This is a genomic window from Shewanella inventionis (genome assembly GCF_014641855.1).
Classification (GTDB): domain Bacteria; phylum Pseudomonadota; class Gammaproteobacteria; order Enterobacterales; family Shewanellaceae; genus Shewanella; species Shewanella inventionis.
The window spans coordinates 21,419-37,950 of record NZ_BMII01000029.1 but is presented as its reverse complement, the minus strand read 5'-3'; the positions used below and the strand labels follow the sequence as shown (position 1 = coordinate 37,950).

General features: G+C 43.3%; 13 protein-coding genes. 8 read left to right on the top strand and 5 right to left on the bottom strand.

Annotated features, from left to right (window positions below; all coding sequences use genetic code 11):
* Window positions 1-85: 85 nt before the first annotated feature.
* Window positions 86-550: a thioesterase family protein gene (locus tag IEW93_RS16290; protein WP_188740351.1), complete on the bottom strand. Its 465-nt coding sequence runs from the start codon at window positions 548-550 to the stop codon at window positions 86-88.
* A 216-nt stretch (window positions 551-766) separates the two neighbouring features.
* On the opposite strand from IEW93_RS16290, the gene recQ reads away from it, so the two are divergent.
* Window positions 767-2,587, top strand: coding sequence for a DNA helicase RecQ (gene recQ, locus IEW93_RS16285; RefSeq protein WP_188740350.1), 1,821 nt, complete (start codon window positions 767-769; stop codon window positions 2,585-2,587).
* 37 nt (window positions 2,588-2,624) lie between these two features.
* On the opposite strand, the gene IEW93_RS16280 is transcribed toward recQ, so the two are convergent.
* Window positions 2,625-4,451 (bottom strand): nucleotidyl cyclase domain-containing protein, encoded by a 1,827-nt coding sequence (locus tag IEW93_RS16280; RefSeq protein WP_188740349.1) that lies wholly within the window; start codon window positions 4,449-4,451, stop codon window positions 2,625-2,627.
* A gap of 552 nt (window positions 4,452-5,003) precedes the next feature.
* Here IEW93_RS16280 and leuA point away from each other — a divergent pair.
* The 6 genes from leuA to glpK all read left to right on the top strand — a co-directional run bounded on the left by leuA (window position 5,004) and on the right by glpK (window position 13,282).
* On the top strand, window positions 5,004-6,572 hold the full coding sequence (gene leuA, locus IEW93_RS16275) for a 2-isopropylmalate synthase (RefSeq protein ID WP_188740348.1): 1,569 nt from the start codon (window positions 5,004-5,006) through the stop codon (window positions 6,570-6,572).
* Window positions 6,569-7,663, top strand: a complete 1,095-nt coding sequence (leuB, locus tag IEW93_RS16270) for a 3-isopropylmalate dehydrogenase (protein ID WP_188740347.1) — start codon at window positions 6,569-6,571, stop codon at window positions 7,661-7,663. Before leuA ends, leuB begins: the two co-directional genes overlap by 4 nt.
* Window positions 7,664-9,076, top strand: a complete 1,413-nt coding sequence (gene leuC / locus IEW93_RS16265; RefSeq protein WP_188740346.1) for a 3-isopropylmalate dehydratase large subunit — start codon at window positions 7,664-7,666, stop codon at window positions 9,074-9,076.
* A 19-nt stretch (window positions 9,077-9,095) separates the two neighbouring features.
* A complete protein-coding gene (leuD, locus tag IEW93_RS16260; RefSeq protein ID WP_188740345.1) occupies window positions 9,096-9,701 on the top strand; it encodes a 3-isopropylmalate dehydratase small subunit in 606 nt (201 codons plus the stop codon).
* A 490-nt stretch (window positions 9,702-10,191) separates the two neighbouring features.
* Complete coding sequence (locus IEW93_RS16255; protein WP_188740344.1) at window positions 10,192-11,538, top strand: outer membrane protein transport protein; 1,347 nt, start codon at window positions 10,192-10,194, stop codon at window positions 11,536-11,538.
* A 247-nt stretch (window positions 11,539-11,785) separates the two neighbouring features.
* The gene (gene glpK / locus IEW93_RS16250) at window positions 11,786-13,282 is read left to right on the top strand and encodes a glycerol kinase GlpK (protein ID WP_188740343.1); all 1,497 of its coding nucleotides are present in this window, start codon (window positions 11,786-11,788) and stop codon (window positions 13,280-13,282) included.
* Window positions 13,283-13,293: 11 nt separating this feature from the next.
* Here glpK and IEW93_RS16245 read toward each other — a convergent pair whose 3' ends face one another.
* The 3 genes from IEW93_RS16245 to IEW93_RS16235 form a co-directional block, all read right to left on the bottom strand.
* Window positions 13,294-13,614, bottom strand: a complete 321-nt coding sequence (locus tag IEW93_RS16245) for a hypothetical protein (protein WP_188740342.1) — start codon at window positions 13,612-13,614, stop codon at window positions 13,294-13,296.
* A 267-nt stretch (window positions 13,615-13,881) separates the two neighbouring features.
* The gene (locus IEW93_RS16240) at window positions 13,882-14,955 is read right to left on the bottom strand and encodes a PepSY domain-containing protein (protein WP_188740341.1); all 1,074 of its coding nucleotides are present in this window, start codon (window positions 14,953-14,955) and stop codon (window positions 13,882-13,884) included.
* Complete coding sequence (locus IEW93_RS16235) at window positions 14,952-15,647, bottom strand: PepSY-associated transmembrane domain-containing protein (protein WP_188740340.1); 696 nt, start codon at window positions 15,645-15,647, stop codon at window positions 14,952-14,954. Before IEW93_RS16235 ends, IEW93_RS16240 begins: the two co-directional genes overlap by 4 nt.
* 418 nt (window positions 15,648-16,065) lie before the next feature.
* On the opposite strand from IEW93_RS16235, the gene mraZ reads away from it, so the two are divergent.
* Window positions 16,066-16,524, top strand: coding sequence for a division/cell wall cluster transcriptional repressor MraZ (gene mraZ / locus IEW93_RS16230; RefSeq protein WP_188740339.1), 459 nt, complete (start codon window positions 16,066-16,068; stop codon window positions 16,522-16,524).
* The last annotated feature ends 8 nt before the right edge of the window (window positions 16,525-16,532 follow it).

Sequence of the window (16,532 nt, the reverse complement as noted above, 5' to 3'; positions counted from 1 at the left end):
GGTCGCCCCTTTTAATGATACAAGTTATTCAGTGATTTCTTTTATTGCGAGATGTGTCACTTTATTGTGGCGGTGTGGGTATTTTCTAGCCCACCATGTAGGTACCAGTACCGAACGCAATGTGAGTGCCGAGTTCGTTGTGCAGCTCCATCTTGCAAACAGATACCCGGTTGCCTGCACGAATAACGGTTCCTGTACCAGTGAACACTTCTCCGCGGCCAGGGCGTAAAAAATCGACCCGCATATCAATGGTGCCTAATGTCGTTAAGCGTTGTTGTAACTCTTCAATTGACCAGTCATCCCGGCTGGCAACTAACCCAGCAAAAGCGGTAAGGCCACCAACAACATCGAGCAATGTTGCCGTAACGCCGCCATGAAGAATATTTTGGTGGATGTTACCGATAAGCTCGGGTTTCATTTTAATCACGACTTCAACGCCATTGATGTCGTAATGTTTTATGTCTAAACCGAGTAAATTGTGAAACGGCACATGTTTGTCAAAAACCTCAGCAACCTGCTGTAAAACCTGATCTTGAATTGATGAACTCATGGGGAATCCTTGTCGTGTTTATTATTTTTGTATTTATTTTCAACGCGCATAGAGTATTTAATCTAACCCTAAAGTGCTCAATACTCAATCACCAATGGCGTGTTAATCATCGACAATCGTATTTTGCACCAAGACTTCTTTGGCTGAGTGCTTTAAAATGGGCGTCCTTTAAATGACATCATAGTATGAATGGATAACCTGACTTCGACGCCTATAATGCCGCTTGACTCCCTAACCTCTGAGCAGGACATCTTGTCTGCAAGATTGCAGCAGGTGTTTGGCTATCGTGATTTTCGTCAAGGGCAGCGAGACGTTATTGAGCGCAGTTTGCAGGGGCAAGACACCTTAGTGATTATGCCTACCGGTGGCGGTAAGAGTATGTGTTACCAGTTGCCTGCTTTGGTGTTGCCGGGGGTGACTATTGTTGTGTCGCCACTGATATCTTTGATGAAAGATCAGGTCGACAGTTTATTGCAAAGTGGTGTGTCGGCTGCATATCTTAATTCTTCATTGCCTCGCGAACAAAGTGCAGAGGTGCTGCGCAAACTGCATACAGGTGAAATTAAGCTATTGTACGTATCGCCAGAGCGATTATTGCGCCCAGATTTTATGGAGCGTTTGCAATCGGTTGATGTGTCAATGTTTGCGGTCGATGAAGCGCATTGTATAAGCCAATGGGGCCATGATTTTAGGCCTGAGTATGCAGCGCTTGGACAGTTAAAAATTCAATTTCCTTATATTCCGTTGATGGCATTAACCGCAACGGCAGATCACGCCACCCGCTTAAGTATTTGTGAGCGTCTTAATATTGTACCTTACACACTGTTGTCGAGTTTTGACCGACCTAATATTCGTTACACTGTGGCAGAAAAGCTGAATGCTTCAAATCAGTTACGTCAGTTTGTCAGTGCACAAAATGGCGCCAGTGGTATTGTATATTGCAGTAGCCGACGTCGTGTCGATGAGGTGGCAGACCGCCTGCGTTTACAAGGGTTTAATGCCCAGGCTTACCATGCAGGTATGAGCCAGGAAGATCGTGCAGACGTACAAGATAAGTTTTTAAAAGATCAGGTTGATATTGTTGTTGCCACAGTAGCTTTTGGCATGGGGATTAACAAATCTAACGTCCGTTTTGTGGTGCATTATGATATCCCTAAAAGTATCGAAGCCTATTACCAAGAAACCGGTCGTGCGGGCCGAGATGGCCTAGATGCTGAAGCGTATATGTTGTTTGACCCTGCCGACATTGGGCGTGTAAGGCACTTAATAGAACAGTCTGAACCGGGGCCTCAACAGCAGGTGGAGTTTCATAAATTACATACTATGGCCGCCTTTGCTGAAGCGCAAACCTGTCGGCGACAAGTATTGCTGCACTATTTTGACGAAGTGGCATCTGAGCCCTGCGGTAACTGCGATATCTGTTTAGACCCGCCTAAGCGATACGATGGCACTGAAGATGCTCAAAAAGTGTTGTCGTGTATTTACCGTTTACAGCAACGCTTTGGTATTCATCATGTGATTGATGTTCTTCGGGGCTCTAAAGCCGCGAATGTGATTGATCGCGGGCATGACAAATTAACTACATGGGGTATTGGTGCTGACAAGTCGACGGAACACTGGTTGAGCGTGCTGCGACAGTTAATCCATCTAGGGTTAGCAAGTCAGGATATTACTAGAGGCTCAAGTATTAGGTTAAATCCTGCTGCAAGAACTATTCTAAAAGCGGAAATGACTTTGATGTTGGCTGAGCCGAGAATTCAGTTGCTTGATGTTAAACGCAAATCAACGACTCGAGCAGTACAACAATATGATCGAAAATTATTTGCTCGATTAAAATTGCTGCGCCGGGAGTTAGCAGAGCAGCATGATATCCCGCCGTATTTGGTGTTTAACGATGCCACGCTTGCAGAAATGTCTGCCATGCTCCCAACCAGCCCTGGTGAAATGCTTGCCGTTAACGGGGTTGGGCAAATCAAACTGGATAGATTTGGCGGTGAGTTTTTAGATGAAATTAGTGACTATCTTACAAAGGGCTAGCGCTTAGCCCCTTGCCGTTATCGCGTCAGCTTAATGGTTAAGTTGATGACGTATCTTGTGGTTTCATTTTACTTAATTGGTTTAACACCGCTTTTTTCATTAATCCTTCAAATGTATCCAGTAATTGCAGGTTGGCAATACCGATACTTTTTTTGTTGTCAGCTGGCCATTGCGTTAACACTTGTTCGATTTGATGCATGACGCGTGTGGCGCCCTCGGTAGAAGTGTGTGGTAATAAAATAATCACTTCATCTAGATTGTGGCGAAATAGCTGATCTTGTTCGCGAAGCGTGTGTTGAAACTGTTGCATTAAATGCGGCATGTCCACTTGACGCATATGATTGACATTCACTAACAACATACTGAGTTGGTAGTGGCCTTGTTTAGCATTATTGAGCAAAGCGTTAATGCGCTGCTCTTGGGTTTCCTCTTTATCGTTATCGGTTAGCATAAGAGGCTTTTTGATTAAAAAGAGCACTAATCCGATAGATAAAAGCAAAATAATAAGAGCCGCGATTGCCAGATTTTGTCCAAGGCTTATGGTTGGGGTTTCAATTGTTTGAGGCGTGTCGTTTTGCGCTGTTAGTTGCGCTTTGTACTGCATAAAATGAGCATTGTTTAATTTACTATTGGCTTGCTTTGCAGCATTAAAGCGTTCAACTTGGTAATGATAGGCAGATTCAAATAGGTTTTTACTTGCGTAATATTCACTGACAATTTGATTAAACTCTTCTAAATCTGAAAACTGTTTTGCCTGGGTTGCCTGTTCAATAATCTCATGCAGCAGTGCTAATGCCTGTGCATCTTTTTGTTGCGCAAAATACACCTTTGCTAACGTGCGTTTAATGCGCATAACGTAAAGTGGTTCTTGGTATTTGGTTAGTACCTCAATGCTTGATAATGCTTGCTTAGTTGCTAAATCAGTATTACCTACATATAGGTTTATTCCTGCAAGAATTGCGTTACCAATTGCAATATCTTTTTCTGCCGTGTTTTTAGTATTTTCAGCTTCAGCAGCAGCGAGATAAAAAATGACTTTATCTCTATTATTAAAAACAATATTAATTCTTGCTAGATTAATGGCATAAGCGAAATTTAGTTTTCCAAATGCAGAAGGATCTGAGTTCGCTAATTCAGCAAAATGTAGAGATTCTTCAGTATCACCCATAGAAAAAAATACGTTTGATATTTCAGCTTTTAAGTAAGATAAAGGTAATAAATACCAATGTTGAAATTGTTCTAATGATTCATCAAATAAATCAAGTGCTAAACGCAAATCTTCAATTGATTGATTGTAGTTTTCAAGGCTAGTGTTTTGCCTGCTTTTTAAATAGAGACTATTAACAATCGCTTGTTTTTCAGAATAACGTTTAGCAAGGCGTAAAGCCTCTTCTGTGAGAAGTTGTTCTTGTAACATTTGGCCAAGGGTCTGCCTAGCCGACGCCTCACACAACATAAAGTAAGGCCTTGCAGAATCATATTTTAATTCTCTTGCAGATAGCTCACCTTGCTTGGATAAGGAAATAGCTTGGTCTAACTCTCCAAACTCTAATAAATTAAAGCAACGCAAAAGCGACAGTCTCAGAGCATCGGCATTGGCCAAAGGTTGTTGAGCATGTTTTTTCTCAAGTGCGGTAATTAGGGTGTTTGCATCTTCTGAGCGTTGCGAATTAATGCTATTGATGACGTTTAATTGCTCACTCACACTGAGTAATTGGGTTCTTTGAATGATATCTTCACTGAGCAATAGCTCTTGTGATGGCATCGCAAAGGAAGGGGAAACTAAGATAAAAAGGAATAAGCTAAAAACAAAGTTCGTAAATTGAATAAATGTACTCTTATTAGCCGGTTTCACACGCGTCATCGATCGCTTCTTCTCAAATTTAATTGCTCGAAGTATACGATTTTTTGCGTGTTGTTACACAAAAATATCAATGATGTTGCCAGTTAAATTGATAAAATTTGATCTTGCACACTTAGGTGTTCCAGATAGGTTATGAAGGTAAATCAACGAAGTATTATCGCTTACTTGCTGTAATGAAGTACTAGTACATTAGTAATCTTTCTCAAGTTGAGTAATTTAGGGTTGACAGCAGCGCCTGCTCGCGTTAAATATTAGGCATAGAAAAGTTTTACAGCATATATATTTAATAATGTTTGCTTAAATGTGAATATTAAATTGTTTAAAGTGAATACTAAAACCATGAACACACAATCAATTTTACTCGGACTCCTACTCCTCTCTCGCATAGACTGCGCGGAGTCCTTTGTGTTACATGCGAAATAACGCATTCAGCCTACACAAACCCCGCGCTAATAGTCGCGGGGTTTTTTGTTTTTAGCCCTTTTGAAACGAGCCGGTTGTGATATTTGCAGTTAGGTGAAATACAAACAAGATGGTCGATGGAGAAATTCGATGTCCAATAGAGTCTTAATTTTTGATACAACATTGCGTGATGGTGAACAAGCACTTGCTGCAAGCTTAACCGTTAAAGAAAAGCTACAAATCGCGCTGGCTCTAGAGCGTTTGGGTGTTGATGTAATGGAGGTGGGGTTTCCTGTGTCTTCACCAGGCGACTTTCACTCAGTTCAAACCATTGCCAAAACCATTAAAAACAGTCGTGTGTGTGCGTTATCGCGTGCATTAGAAAAAGACATTGATGCCGCGGCGCAAGCTTTGTCTGTGGCTGACCAATTCCGAATTCATACCTTTATTTCAACGTCGACCATTCATGTGGAAAGTAAATTAAAACGCTCATTTGATGACGTATTAGATATGGCTGTCGGTGCAGTAAAATATGCAAGACGCTTCACTGACGATGTTGAATTTTCTTGTGAAGATGCGGGTCGTACACCAATAGATAATTTGTGCCGTATGGTTGAAGCTGCCATTAACGCTGGGGCTCGTACCATTAACATTCCTGATACGGTTGGGTATACCGTTCCAAGCGAGTTTGGTGGCATTATTCAAACACTGTTCAACCGTGTCCCCAATATTGATAAAGCCGTGATCTCTGTACATTGTCATGACGATTTAGGCTTGTCGGTGGCTAACTCGATTGCCGCGGTCGAAATGGGGGCGCGCCAAATTGAATGTACCATTAACGGTATCGGAGAGCGTGCAGGTAATTGTTCGTTAGAAGAAATCGCAATGATTTTGGCCACTCGTAAAGGCTTGTTAAATTTAGAGTGCGGTATTAATGCCAAAGAAATTCACCGTACATCATCGTTAGTCAGCCAGCTTTGTAATATGCCAATTCAAGCTAACAAAGCGATTGTGGGTACCAATGCGTTCTCGCATTCGTCAGGTATTCACCAAGACGGTATGTTAAAAGCAAAAAATACGTACGAAATTATGACCCCAGAGAGTATAGGTTTAAATCGTAATAACCTAAATATGACTTCTCGCTCTGGTCGCCATGTGATTAAGCACCGTATGGAAGAAATGGGCTATTTGCCAACCGACTATGATATGGACAGCCTGTATGAGCAGTTTTTAACCCTAGCAGATAAAAAAGGCCAGGTGTTTGATTATGATTTAGAAGCATTGGTATTTATGGAGTCACAGGCGCAAGACGACGATAAATATGCGCTTCAGCATATGATGGTGCACTCTGACTCAACTGAAGGTGTTGCAACTGCCACGGTACGTATCGCCGTTGATGGCAAAGATATTACCGAAGCGGCAACAGGTAATGGCCCCGTTGACGCGGCATACAATGCGATTGCCCGTGCCACTGACCGCAAAATCAATATCACCAATTATAAATTAAGTGCAAAAGGCGAAGGCCAAAATGCACTTGGGCAGGTTGATATTACCGCAAAATATAACGAACAAATGTTCCACGGTGTCGGTTTAGCTACAGACGTGGTAGAGGCCTCTGCTCAAGCATTGGTGCATGTGATGAATCTAGTGTACCGCGCAGATAAAGTGGCTGATTTTAAACAACAGATCCATAAAGAAAGGGAGTTAGGTGGCGTATGAGTTATCAAATAGCAGTGTTGTCGGGTGATGGTATTGGCCCGGAAGTAATGGCTGAAGCACGTAAAGTGTTAACTGAAGTGGAAGCTCGTTTTGGGCTAGACATTCACTACACCGAATACGATGTTGGCGGTATCGCCATTGATAACCATGGTTGCCCATTACCTGATGCAACCTTAAAAGGGTGTGAAGCTGCAGATGCAATTTTATTCGGCAGTGTCGGTGGCCCTAAGTGGGAGCACTTGCCACCAAATGATCAGCCAGAGCGTGGTGCATTATTGCCTCTGCGGGGTCACTTTGAGCTATTTTGTAATTTACGCCCAGCAAAATTACACGATGGTTTAGAGCATATGTCGCCACTTCGCAGTGACATATCAGCCCGTGGCTTTGATGTGTTGTGTGTGCGTGAGTTAACCGGTGGCATATACTTTGGCAAGCCAAAAGGGCGCCAAGGTGAGGGCGAAAACGAAGAAGCGTTTGATACCATGCGTTATAGCCGCCGCGAAATCAGCCGAATTGCGCGCATTGCATTTGAAGCCGCCCGTGGCCGTAAAAATAAAGTGACCTCAGTAGACAAAGCTAACGTGTTAGCCTGCTCAGTATTATGGCGCCAGGTGGTAGAAGAAGTTGCTAAAGACTTTCCTGATGTGACCTTAGAGCACATTTATATTGATAACGCGACAATGCAACTGCTGCGTCGTCCAGACGAGTTTGACGTGATGTTATGTTCAAACTTATTTGGCGATATTTTGTCAGATGAAATCGCCATGTTAACCGGCTCTATGGGGTTATTATCTTCAGCGAGCATGAACAGCACAGGCTTTGGTTTATTTGAACCAGCCGGTGGTAGTGCACCTGATATTGCAGGCAAAGGCATTGCTAACCCAGTGGCACAAATTTTATCAGCAGCATTAATGTTACGTCATAGCTTAAAGCAAGAAGAAGCCGCAAGTGCCATTGAGCGCGCGGTAACAAAAGCATTAGCAAGTGGTTACCTAACGGGTGAACTGCTAGCAGCAGATAAACGCAACGAAGCGAAATCGACAGCACAAATGGGTGATTTTATCGCTCAGGCAATAAGAGAAGGTGTGTAAATGAGCCAAGTGACAGGTAAAACCTTATATGAAAAAGTATGGGATGCACACGTTGTTGCTAGCCCAGAAGGTGAAGCGCCAATCGTATATGTTGATCGCCATTTAGTGCATGAAGTGACATCACCACAAGCCTTTAGTGGATTAAAAGTGGCTGGACGTCAATTACGCGCACCAGAAAAAACCTTTGCCACTATGGATCATAATACCTCGACCCGTAGCGCAAGTTTAGATGCCTTAAGCCCAATGGCGCGTACACAGGTAGAAACGCTAGCGCAAAACTGTAAAGAGTTTGGCGTGCGTTTATACGACATTCACCACCCAAACCAGGGTATCGTGCATGTTATGGGGCCTGAGCTCGGTATTACTCTACCTGGCACAGTCATTGTGTGTGGCGACTCACACACAGCCACTCATGGCGCATTTGGTGCGTTGGCCTTTGGTATTGGTACATCAGAAGTTGAGCATGTTTTAGCAACACAAACCTTACGCCAATTAAAAGCCAAAACCATGAAGGTTGAAGTACGCGGCCAGGTAACTGATGGCGTAACGGCAAAAGATATTGTACTAGCGATTATCGGTAAGCTAGGTATGGATGGCGGTACAGGTTATGTGGTTGAGTTTTGTGGCCAAGCCATTGAAGCGTTAACCATGGAAGGTCGCATGACCTTATGTAACATGGCCATTGAAATGGGCGCTAAAGCCGGCATGGTGGCACCTGACCAAACGACTTTTGATTACTTAAAAGGCCGTGAGTTTGCGCCCAAAGATGCCGTATGGGAACAAGCCGTTGCCGCATGGTCACAACTTAAAACCGATGCTGACGCAGTGTTTGATGCCGAAGTGGTTTTAGAGGCTAAAGATATTGCCCCACAGTTAACCTGGGGGACCAACCCTGGACAAGTTGTGGCTATTGATGGTGTGGTCCCTAACCCGCAAGATGAACCTAACATGACTAACCGTACCAGTATGGTAAAAGCATTAGAGTACATTGGTTTAACCCCCGGCACTAAAATGACCGACATTAGTATTAACAAGGTATTTATTGGTTCTTGTACTAATTCACGTATCGAAGATTTACGTTCTGCAGCAGCTCATGCTAAAAATCGTAAAGTGGCTGAGGGGGTGGTGGCCATTGTGGTACCGGGTTCAGGCCAGGTAAAACTGCAAGCAGAAGCTGAAGGCTTAGATAAGATCTTTATTGAGGCCGGGTTTGAATGGCGCTTACCAGGATGCTCGATGTGCTTAGCAATGAACGATGACCGTTTAGAGCCGGGTGATCGCTGTGCATCAACCAGTAACCGTAACTTTGAAGGGCGTCAAGGGCGTGGAAGTCGCACCCATTTGGTGAGTCCGGCAATGGCCGCTGCAGCAGCTGTGGCTGGTCACTTTGTCGATATCCGTAAACCATACTAAACCGAGATAGGAGAGAAACATGCAAGCATTTACTGCCCATACCGGTTTAGCGGTAGTCATTAATAGCGCCAATATCGATACTGATCAGATTATTCCAAAGCAATTTTTGTCTAAAGTGACTCGCGATGGCTTTGGTGTGCATTTATTTCATGACTGGCGTTATTTAGACGATGCTGGTGATCAACCGAATCCTGATTTTGCGTTAAATAAGCCTCGCTACAAAGGGGCTTCTATTTTACTCGCTCAAGAGAACTTTGGTTGTGGTTCATCTCGCGAGCATGCGCCTTGGGCGTTAGCTGACTTTGGTTTGCGAGTGATTATTGCTCCGACGTTTGCAGATATTTTTTATGGTAACTCCATTAATAATGGCTTATTACCGGTAAAGCTGCCTTCAGAGCAAGTACAACAGCTAATGGATGAGGTTGAAGCAAGCGAGGGTGCACAAATAACCGTCGATTTACAAGCATTAACCGTCACGTCACCTTCAGGTAAGGTGTTTGGTTTTAGTTTGGTCGAGTCTGCAAGACATAAATTACTTAATGGATTAGATGCGATTGGGTTGACCTTGTCTTTTGAACAGAGCATCAGTGATTACGAAGCTAACATCCCAGCATGGTTTGCATAACTTGACCTGTAGTTAACACGTACTGACGGATTTTGCGCCGTTAAAGTTGCGAAAATTTACTGTTTTAGAACCTCTCTTTGCGGGCAAAGAGAGGTTTTTTTATTTTTTTTTGTAAATTTATTGATGTTTGAAATTGGATAAAACACGCATTATATCTTGGTATTAAGTGGACACGCCCAGTTTTAAAAGTTAACTAGCGTTCGGATGAGTACTTGCTAAGTGTTTATTTTTATTTGTTAAATTAACTTACTTCTATAAGTTTGATAGTTTGAGCGTACAGTCATTTTTATTTTTACGTTGTAAGGTGAGATAAAAATTAAAAATATTGCACTAGATCACAGTTTTAAATCGACTTATTTAGCCCTTTTAGCAAGGTAACCCCTGTTGCAAAGCGAGTTGGGATCCGTAAACTGATGCCTCATTTGAATCGAGCTTTTACTCTATTTAAGGCCGGTTCAAGCAGTATGGATCTTAAGCACAGAGAATGATAATGAAAAAAACAGTGTTAACTTTGGCCATTAGTGCCATCGTATTTGGAGCAACAACTCAAGTCAATGCAGCAGGTTTTCAACTTGCAGAATCTTCAGCAACAGGCCTAGGTCGCGCATTTGCAGGCGAAGCTGCTATTGCCGATAATGCCTCAACGCAAGCACGTAATCCTGCGATGTTAGCTTACCTTGAAGGTCGTCAGCTTTCGGCTGGCGGCATTTACGTTATGCCAGATATCGATGTGTTAGGTGATGTGAGTATCACTTCTCCTTTGTTAGGCTCAGATGCGGTAGTTATTGATGCTGACGAAATCGATGTGGCAGACAATGCCCTTGTACCTAACTTTTATTATTCTAATCAACTCAATGACAATTGGACTTGGGGCCTTGCAGTTAATTCTAACTATGGTTTAGCCACTGAAACCGACACCACAAGTGCCTCGGCTATTTTTGGTAGCCACACCGCAATCACCACCGTTGAATTTAACCCGAATATCGCTTATCGCGTTGATGACAGTGTTACAGTGGGCGCTGGTCTTCGTTTGGTTTATGGTGAAGGCGAAGTTAGCGCTACAACACCTGGCTGGATTGATGCGATTAAAGCCAATGTACCAGCAACAATATCAGCGGCATTGCCTGCGGCAGGCACAGAGCTTAAATCGATGGAAGGTGATGACATTGGTTACGGCTGGAAAGCGGGTGCAAGTTGGCAAATTAATGCAAACAACCGGATTGGTTTAGCCTACCACAGTGGCGTTGATCTCGATTTAGACGGTTCAGTATCTGGTGTGGTTTACAACGGTGGGCAAGACATTGAAATTGAGGGTTACCTACCAATCGAGCTTCCTGCATTTGCTGAGTTGGCATCATATCACCAACTAACAGAAAACTGGGCTGTGCATGCCAGCGTTAACTGGACAGAATGGAGTACCTTTGAGCGTTTAGTGGCTTATTTCCCTGGTGAGGTAAAACCGACTGGCGATCTTGAGTCTGACGTTGTTAAAGAAGAAAACTTTAAAGATAACTGGCGCTACTCAATCGGCACGACTTACAGCATTGACGATCAATTAACCTTACGTGCTGGTATCGCGCTTGATAATACAGCTGTAGATGATGAGCATCGTACGACTACAATCCCTGACTCAGATCGCCTATGGTTTAGCATGGGTGCGGGCTACCAAATGTCTAAGAATCTCAGTGTCGATCTTGGTGTCACTTATATTCGTATGCATGGCGATGCGCCGATTGACGAAACTCAAGACTTACTTGGTTTAGCATCAATCGGCTATAGTGGTGAAGCAACCGGCCATGTATGGTTAACTGGATTACAACTTAGCTATAAAATGTAATCGATAAACCAATAATTGAAACGCCCTGCATCTGCGGGGCGTTTTATTTTATGACAAATGCAATATACGTTATGGCAACGATTTGAGTTGTTGTGGGAGTATCCCTAATCTGTATCGTCATGTAAAAATGGTCATTAACGGCAAACATACTTGCATTAAATTTAGGTGTCGAGGTAGGATGTAGTATTGGCTAATTAAGCAGATAAATCATATAAAATAATCATAATAAAATGATATAGGAAATCAGATGGTTGCTAAAAAATACATTGTCGCGTTAGATCAAGGCACAACCAGTTCTCGTGCGATTGTGTTTAATCACCAGGCGAATATTGTTGCTGTTGCGCATCGAGAGTTTACCCAGCATTATCCTCAAGCAGGGTGGGTTGAACATGATCCAATGGAAATTTGGTCATCGCAAAGTTCAGTCTTAGTTGAGGTATTAACTCGAGCAGGCATAAGCCGACATGATGTTGCAGCTATTGGTATTACTAATCAGCGTGAAACGACGATTGTGTGGAACAAACACACGGGTAAGCCAATATGCAATGCGGTGGTGTGGCAATGTAGACGGAGCCAAGGTATTTGCCAACAACTCAAAGCACAAGGTGCTGAGGAAATGGTACGCCAGAAAACAGGCCTAATATTAGACCCGTATTTTTCTGCTTCAAAAATTAAGTGGATTTTAGACAATGTAGACGGTGCGCGTGAACAGGCCGAAGCTGGAGATTTGCTGTTTGGCACAGTTGATACATGGCTAGTGTGGAAGCTCACTCAGGGTGAGGTTCATGTGACAGAGCCAACCAATGCATCGCGTACCATGCTATTTAATATTCATACTCAAGAATGGGATAAAGAGCTCCTTGAGTTGTTTGATATACCTCCTGCCATGCTGCCAGACATTAAACCCTCTTGTGCAATATACGGTTACACCGAACTTGCAGGAAACCATGTACCTGTAGCGGGGATGGCAGGTGATCAACAGTCTGCGTTATTTGGCCAATTGTGTATTCAGCCCGGTATGGCTAAAAACACCTACGGCACCGGGTGTTTTTTATTAATGAATACTGGCGAGAAAGCTGTTGAGTCGACACATGGTTTATTAACCACAGTGGCTATTGGTGCTGATGCTAAAGTGAATTATGCCCTAGAAGGCTCTGTCTTTATGGGCGGCGCAGTGATCCAATGGCTGCGCGATGAGTTAGGCCTAATCGCAGATGCGTGCGACACCCAATATTTTGCTGAAAAAGTGGATGACACCAATGGTGTATATCTCGTGCCCGCTTTTGTTGGTTTGGGGGCGCCTTACTGGGATGCAGACGCTCGCGGCGCGATTATTGGTTTGACTCGTGGTGCAAATCGAAACCATATCATACGCGCAGCATTAGAAGCCATTGCGTATCAGTCACGGGATGTGCTGGATGCTATGAGTAAAGATTCTGAAGTGCCGCTATCAGAAATTCGAGTCGATGGTGGCGCTGTTGCCAATGACTTTTTAATGCAGTTTCAGGCCGACATAACCGGAGCAAAAGTCATACGCCCTGTTGTGACCGAAACAACCGCAATGGGTGCCGCCTTTTTAGCAGGGTTAGCGGTGGGGGTTTGGCAATCTACTGATGAGTTAAAAGCGATGTTGTCTACCGAACGTGAGTTTACCTCTAATATGGACCATGAGCACAGGGCGACAATTTATGCAGGGTGGAAGCAAGCTGTGGCGCAAGTCAGTCCAAACAGTCAACCCCAATAAAATACGTAATGCTACACCTCTATATCAATATGCTGACTGGCGGTTTCTCCACGAGTGGAAAATCGCTCGTCGGTGGTCATTCGCCTTAAGCGGCTGCCGAGATTTTTTTTGTCGTCGATGGTGCGCAATTTTGCGCGCCGTTCTTTGCGAACAAGGGCTTTTTTGGCAACAAGGGTTTGGTGGGGAATTTTAGGGGGGAGTTGCGTTTGCGGCGCCTCATGGCTATCAGCGTTGAGAGCACTAGTGTTTTTGACCTGCTCAACGATCCTTCTGCGTTCACTTACCGCGCGCACAGGTCTTGCTAGCATGGCATAAATGCTGTCGATACTCATGTCAGGCCCTCCTGTGCTGATAAATCTATCTGGGATATTTCCTCTACTATAACTTGTTATCGGCACCTCATGGTTAAAATTTAGTCATTGTAAGTTGTTATTCAGAAGTTTGGATAAAAGATGGGTTTATGATGTTAAAAATCAAAACGTTAATTCTGGTCTACTTTCAAATTTGTCATTTGTTTTAGTAACAAGTCTTTTTATTATATACAAGTAACGCAGTTAGTAAGACAAATGGTTGTTTGAAAGGCGTTTGTTATCCAGAGCTCAGGTTTGTTTATTCATTTTAGAGTCATTTTCATACCACTGGCTGAGCTGGTGTGAGCTTAAGCCTAAGTCTGCATTACTGACTATATGCTGGCAGCTGAGGCGATATCCTTGAGTTAGTTTACGTGCGCTTAATTTGGCAATGTCATGTTTGCTAGGGGCTGGCGGGTTGGTTAAGTACTGCAGCGCGCATAAACCGCACTGGCCTCCACCACCACATTGGGTGATTAACCCTTTACCTTGACCAGCATAGCGGTTGATATTGTCGAGCATAACACCTGAGCGACCATTGAGTTGTGCAATGAATTGACCCGCGTGATAGAGATTGACCGTCGCCGAGTTTTTTCTTAGCGGCCAAAAGTGTCCCTTTCGCAGTTGATGTAACAATAATCGGATACCGCTTATAGCAAATAATAAACTTAACACAGCCATAATCTGCGTCCAAACGTGATTAAAACTCACGCCATTGTCCGAGTTGTAATCCATAAAATGCAGCATCAATAACCACTGCTGATAATCAGAGCGATCATTTTGATGTGCTATCACATTACCCGAGTGTCGATTAACAAAAATACGTGTACCAACTTCATCACGAGCGGTAATGACCAATGTGCCTTTAGGCATAGTAGTGGGATTGTTAAGTATTTTTGCAGGCTCTAGGGGAGCATCACCTCGATAACTTGCATGGGCGATTTGTTGTATTTGGCTCTCACTGAGGCTCACTATACTTAATGCTTGTTGGTTTGTGTGTGTGGTTAGCATGGTGTCAGCCCATATAAATATTTTCTGACGATCTAACTGGGTGAGTTGGTATGCCGGGCGGTCGACAATGGTGATTAATTCTATTTCACTTAGCGGCTTGCTAGACAATCTCACCACATCATTTATCGAAACCCTAATGTCTTGGTTTAATGATGTAACATGTTCAGACGTCGGCTGAGTTTGCAGGTGTAAATCAGCAGAAAACCAAGCAGGTGGGATAATATTTAGCAACAAACCGGTGCTCAACCACAGCAGCAGTTGCAGCCCTATTAATAACCCAAGCCATTTGTGCAGTTGTTGCAAGCGGATCATGGGTTCACCTTGTTATTTCGTAATCTACACAACAGTAACAGAGTGCCGAAAACTGCGGTGAGTAATCCTAGGCAAGCCATAAGAGTGAGCAAATTATTATGGATATTATCGCGAGTATCGTAATCCATAATATGCAGCATCCACATCACATCAAAAAGTCGCCAATAGTTGTGACGTTTTGTCACTATATCGCCTGAAATGGCCGATACATAAATACTGCTGTTACTGATGTCGGCAAAGTTAACTTGCCAAACAGGCAACCAATTGGGATTGAGTTCTCTGGGGGCCGTTTTTGCTAATAAAAATGCATTTTTAATGTTTGCTGCTCCCGAATATGCACTCAGGGCAATGTGCCTAGCATGGTGTTCTGTTAGCTGTTTAAGCGGTAAGCCTGTGTCGGCATTAAGAATAATTAACTGTGATTGTGATTTGAATTGATAAAATGCCTGCGTTTGCTGTTGGCTTATACGCAATTGAGTGGCATCTGGATATCGTTGCAGTAATTGTGCTAATGGATAATTAACGCCGGATAGTTTGCTTGGCGTTTGTGGTGTGGTGATGGTGTTTCCACGAATGAAATCGATATCCATTAATACCATGTAAGTACCTGATAATGCCCATATCCCCATTTGGAGTCCGGCAACGAGTGCAAACCAACGGTGTAAACGTCGAAGAGTGTGGCCATTTGGCATAGTTGAACGCGCTACATTTAGGGTGGAGTGTTTTTTTTAACATTATTTAATGATCAAAATCGACCATTTTTTAGTGTTAACAGCCCTTAATCTTCCTGCATTAATACTGTATTTCAATCAAAAGGTGGATTATTAACACAATATAGTCACTTTACATTAACGATTGCTCTGTATTTACGTCGATAAAATGACCGTTATGTGTCTGGTTTAACTCATTTACCCTGATTTCAAGCTGTTTTTTATCAGGCGTTTTGTTATTCATCCTGTTTTAGATCAATTTGCTGCTAACCCGCTTGGCGTCTGGATTTAATATATCAGTCCATCCCTTGACAACACTTGCATAGAGTCCCTAAACTTAGCATTTGTGGGAAAAAGTGGATCATTGTGGATCAAATGCTAACAAAAGAGGTGTAATAGGGTGTTTCGGGGTGCCAGTGCAATTAACATGGACGCTAAAGGACGGATCGCAATACCTGCGAGATACCGTGATGCTTTGCGTGCAGAACATGCCGGTACTGTGATCATTACTGTTGATATTGAATCTGCCTGTTTGTTGATTTACCCATTACATGAATGGGAGCAGATAGAAGCAAAGCTAAGGCTGCTTTCTGATACCGATCCGCTTGAACGCTCCTTTAAACGAAAATTACTGGGTCACGCACAAGATTGTGAGCTAGACAGCCACGGGCGCATTGTTATCCCGCCGGCATTACGAAGTTTTGCCAGTTTAGAAAAGAAAACCATGCTGGTGGGCTTACTGAATAAATTTGAATTATGGGAAGAGTCAGCTTGGCAGCAACAAATGGATGACGGTAATAGCCTGATCCAAAGCCAAGATTTAGCCAGCAATGAACGCCTGGCCAACTTTTCACTGTAGTGACCAAA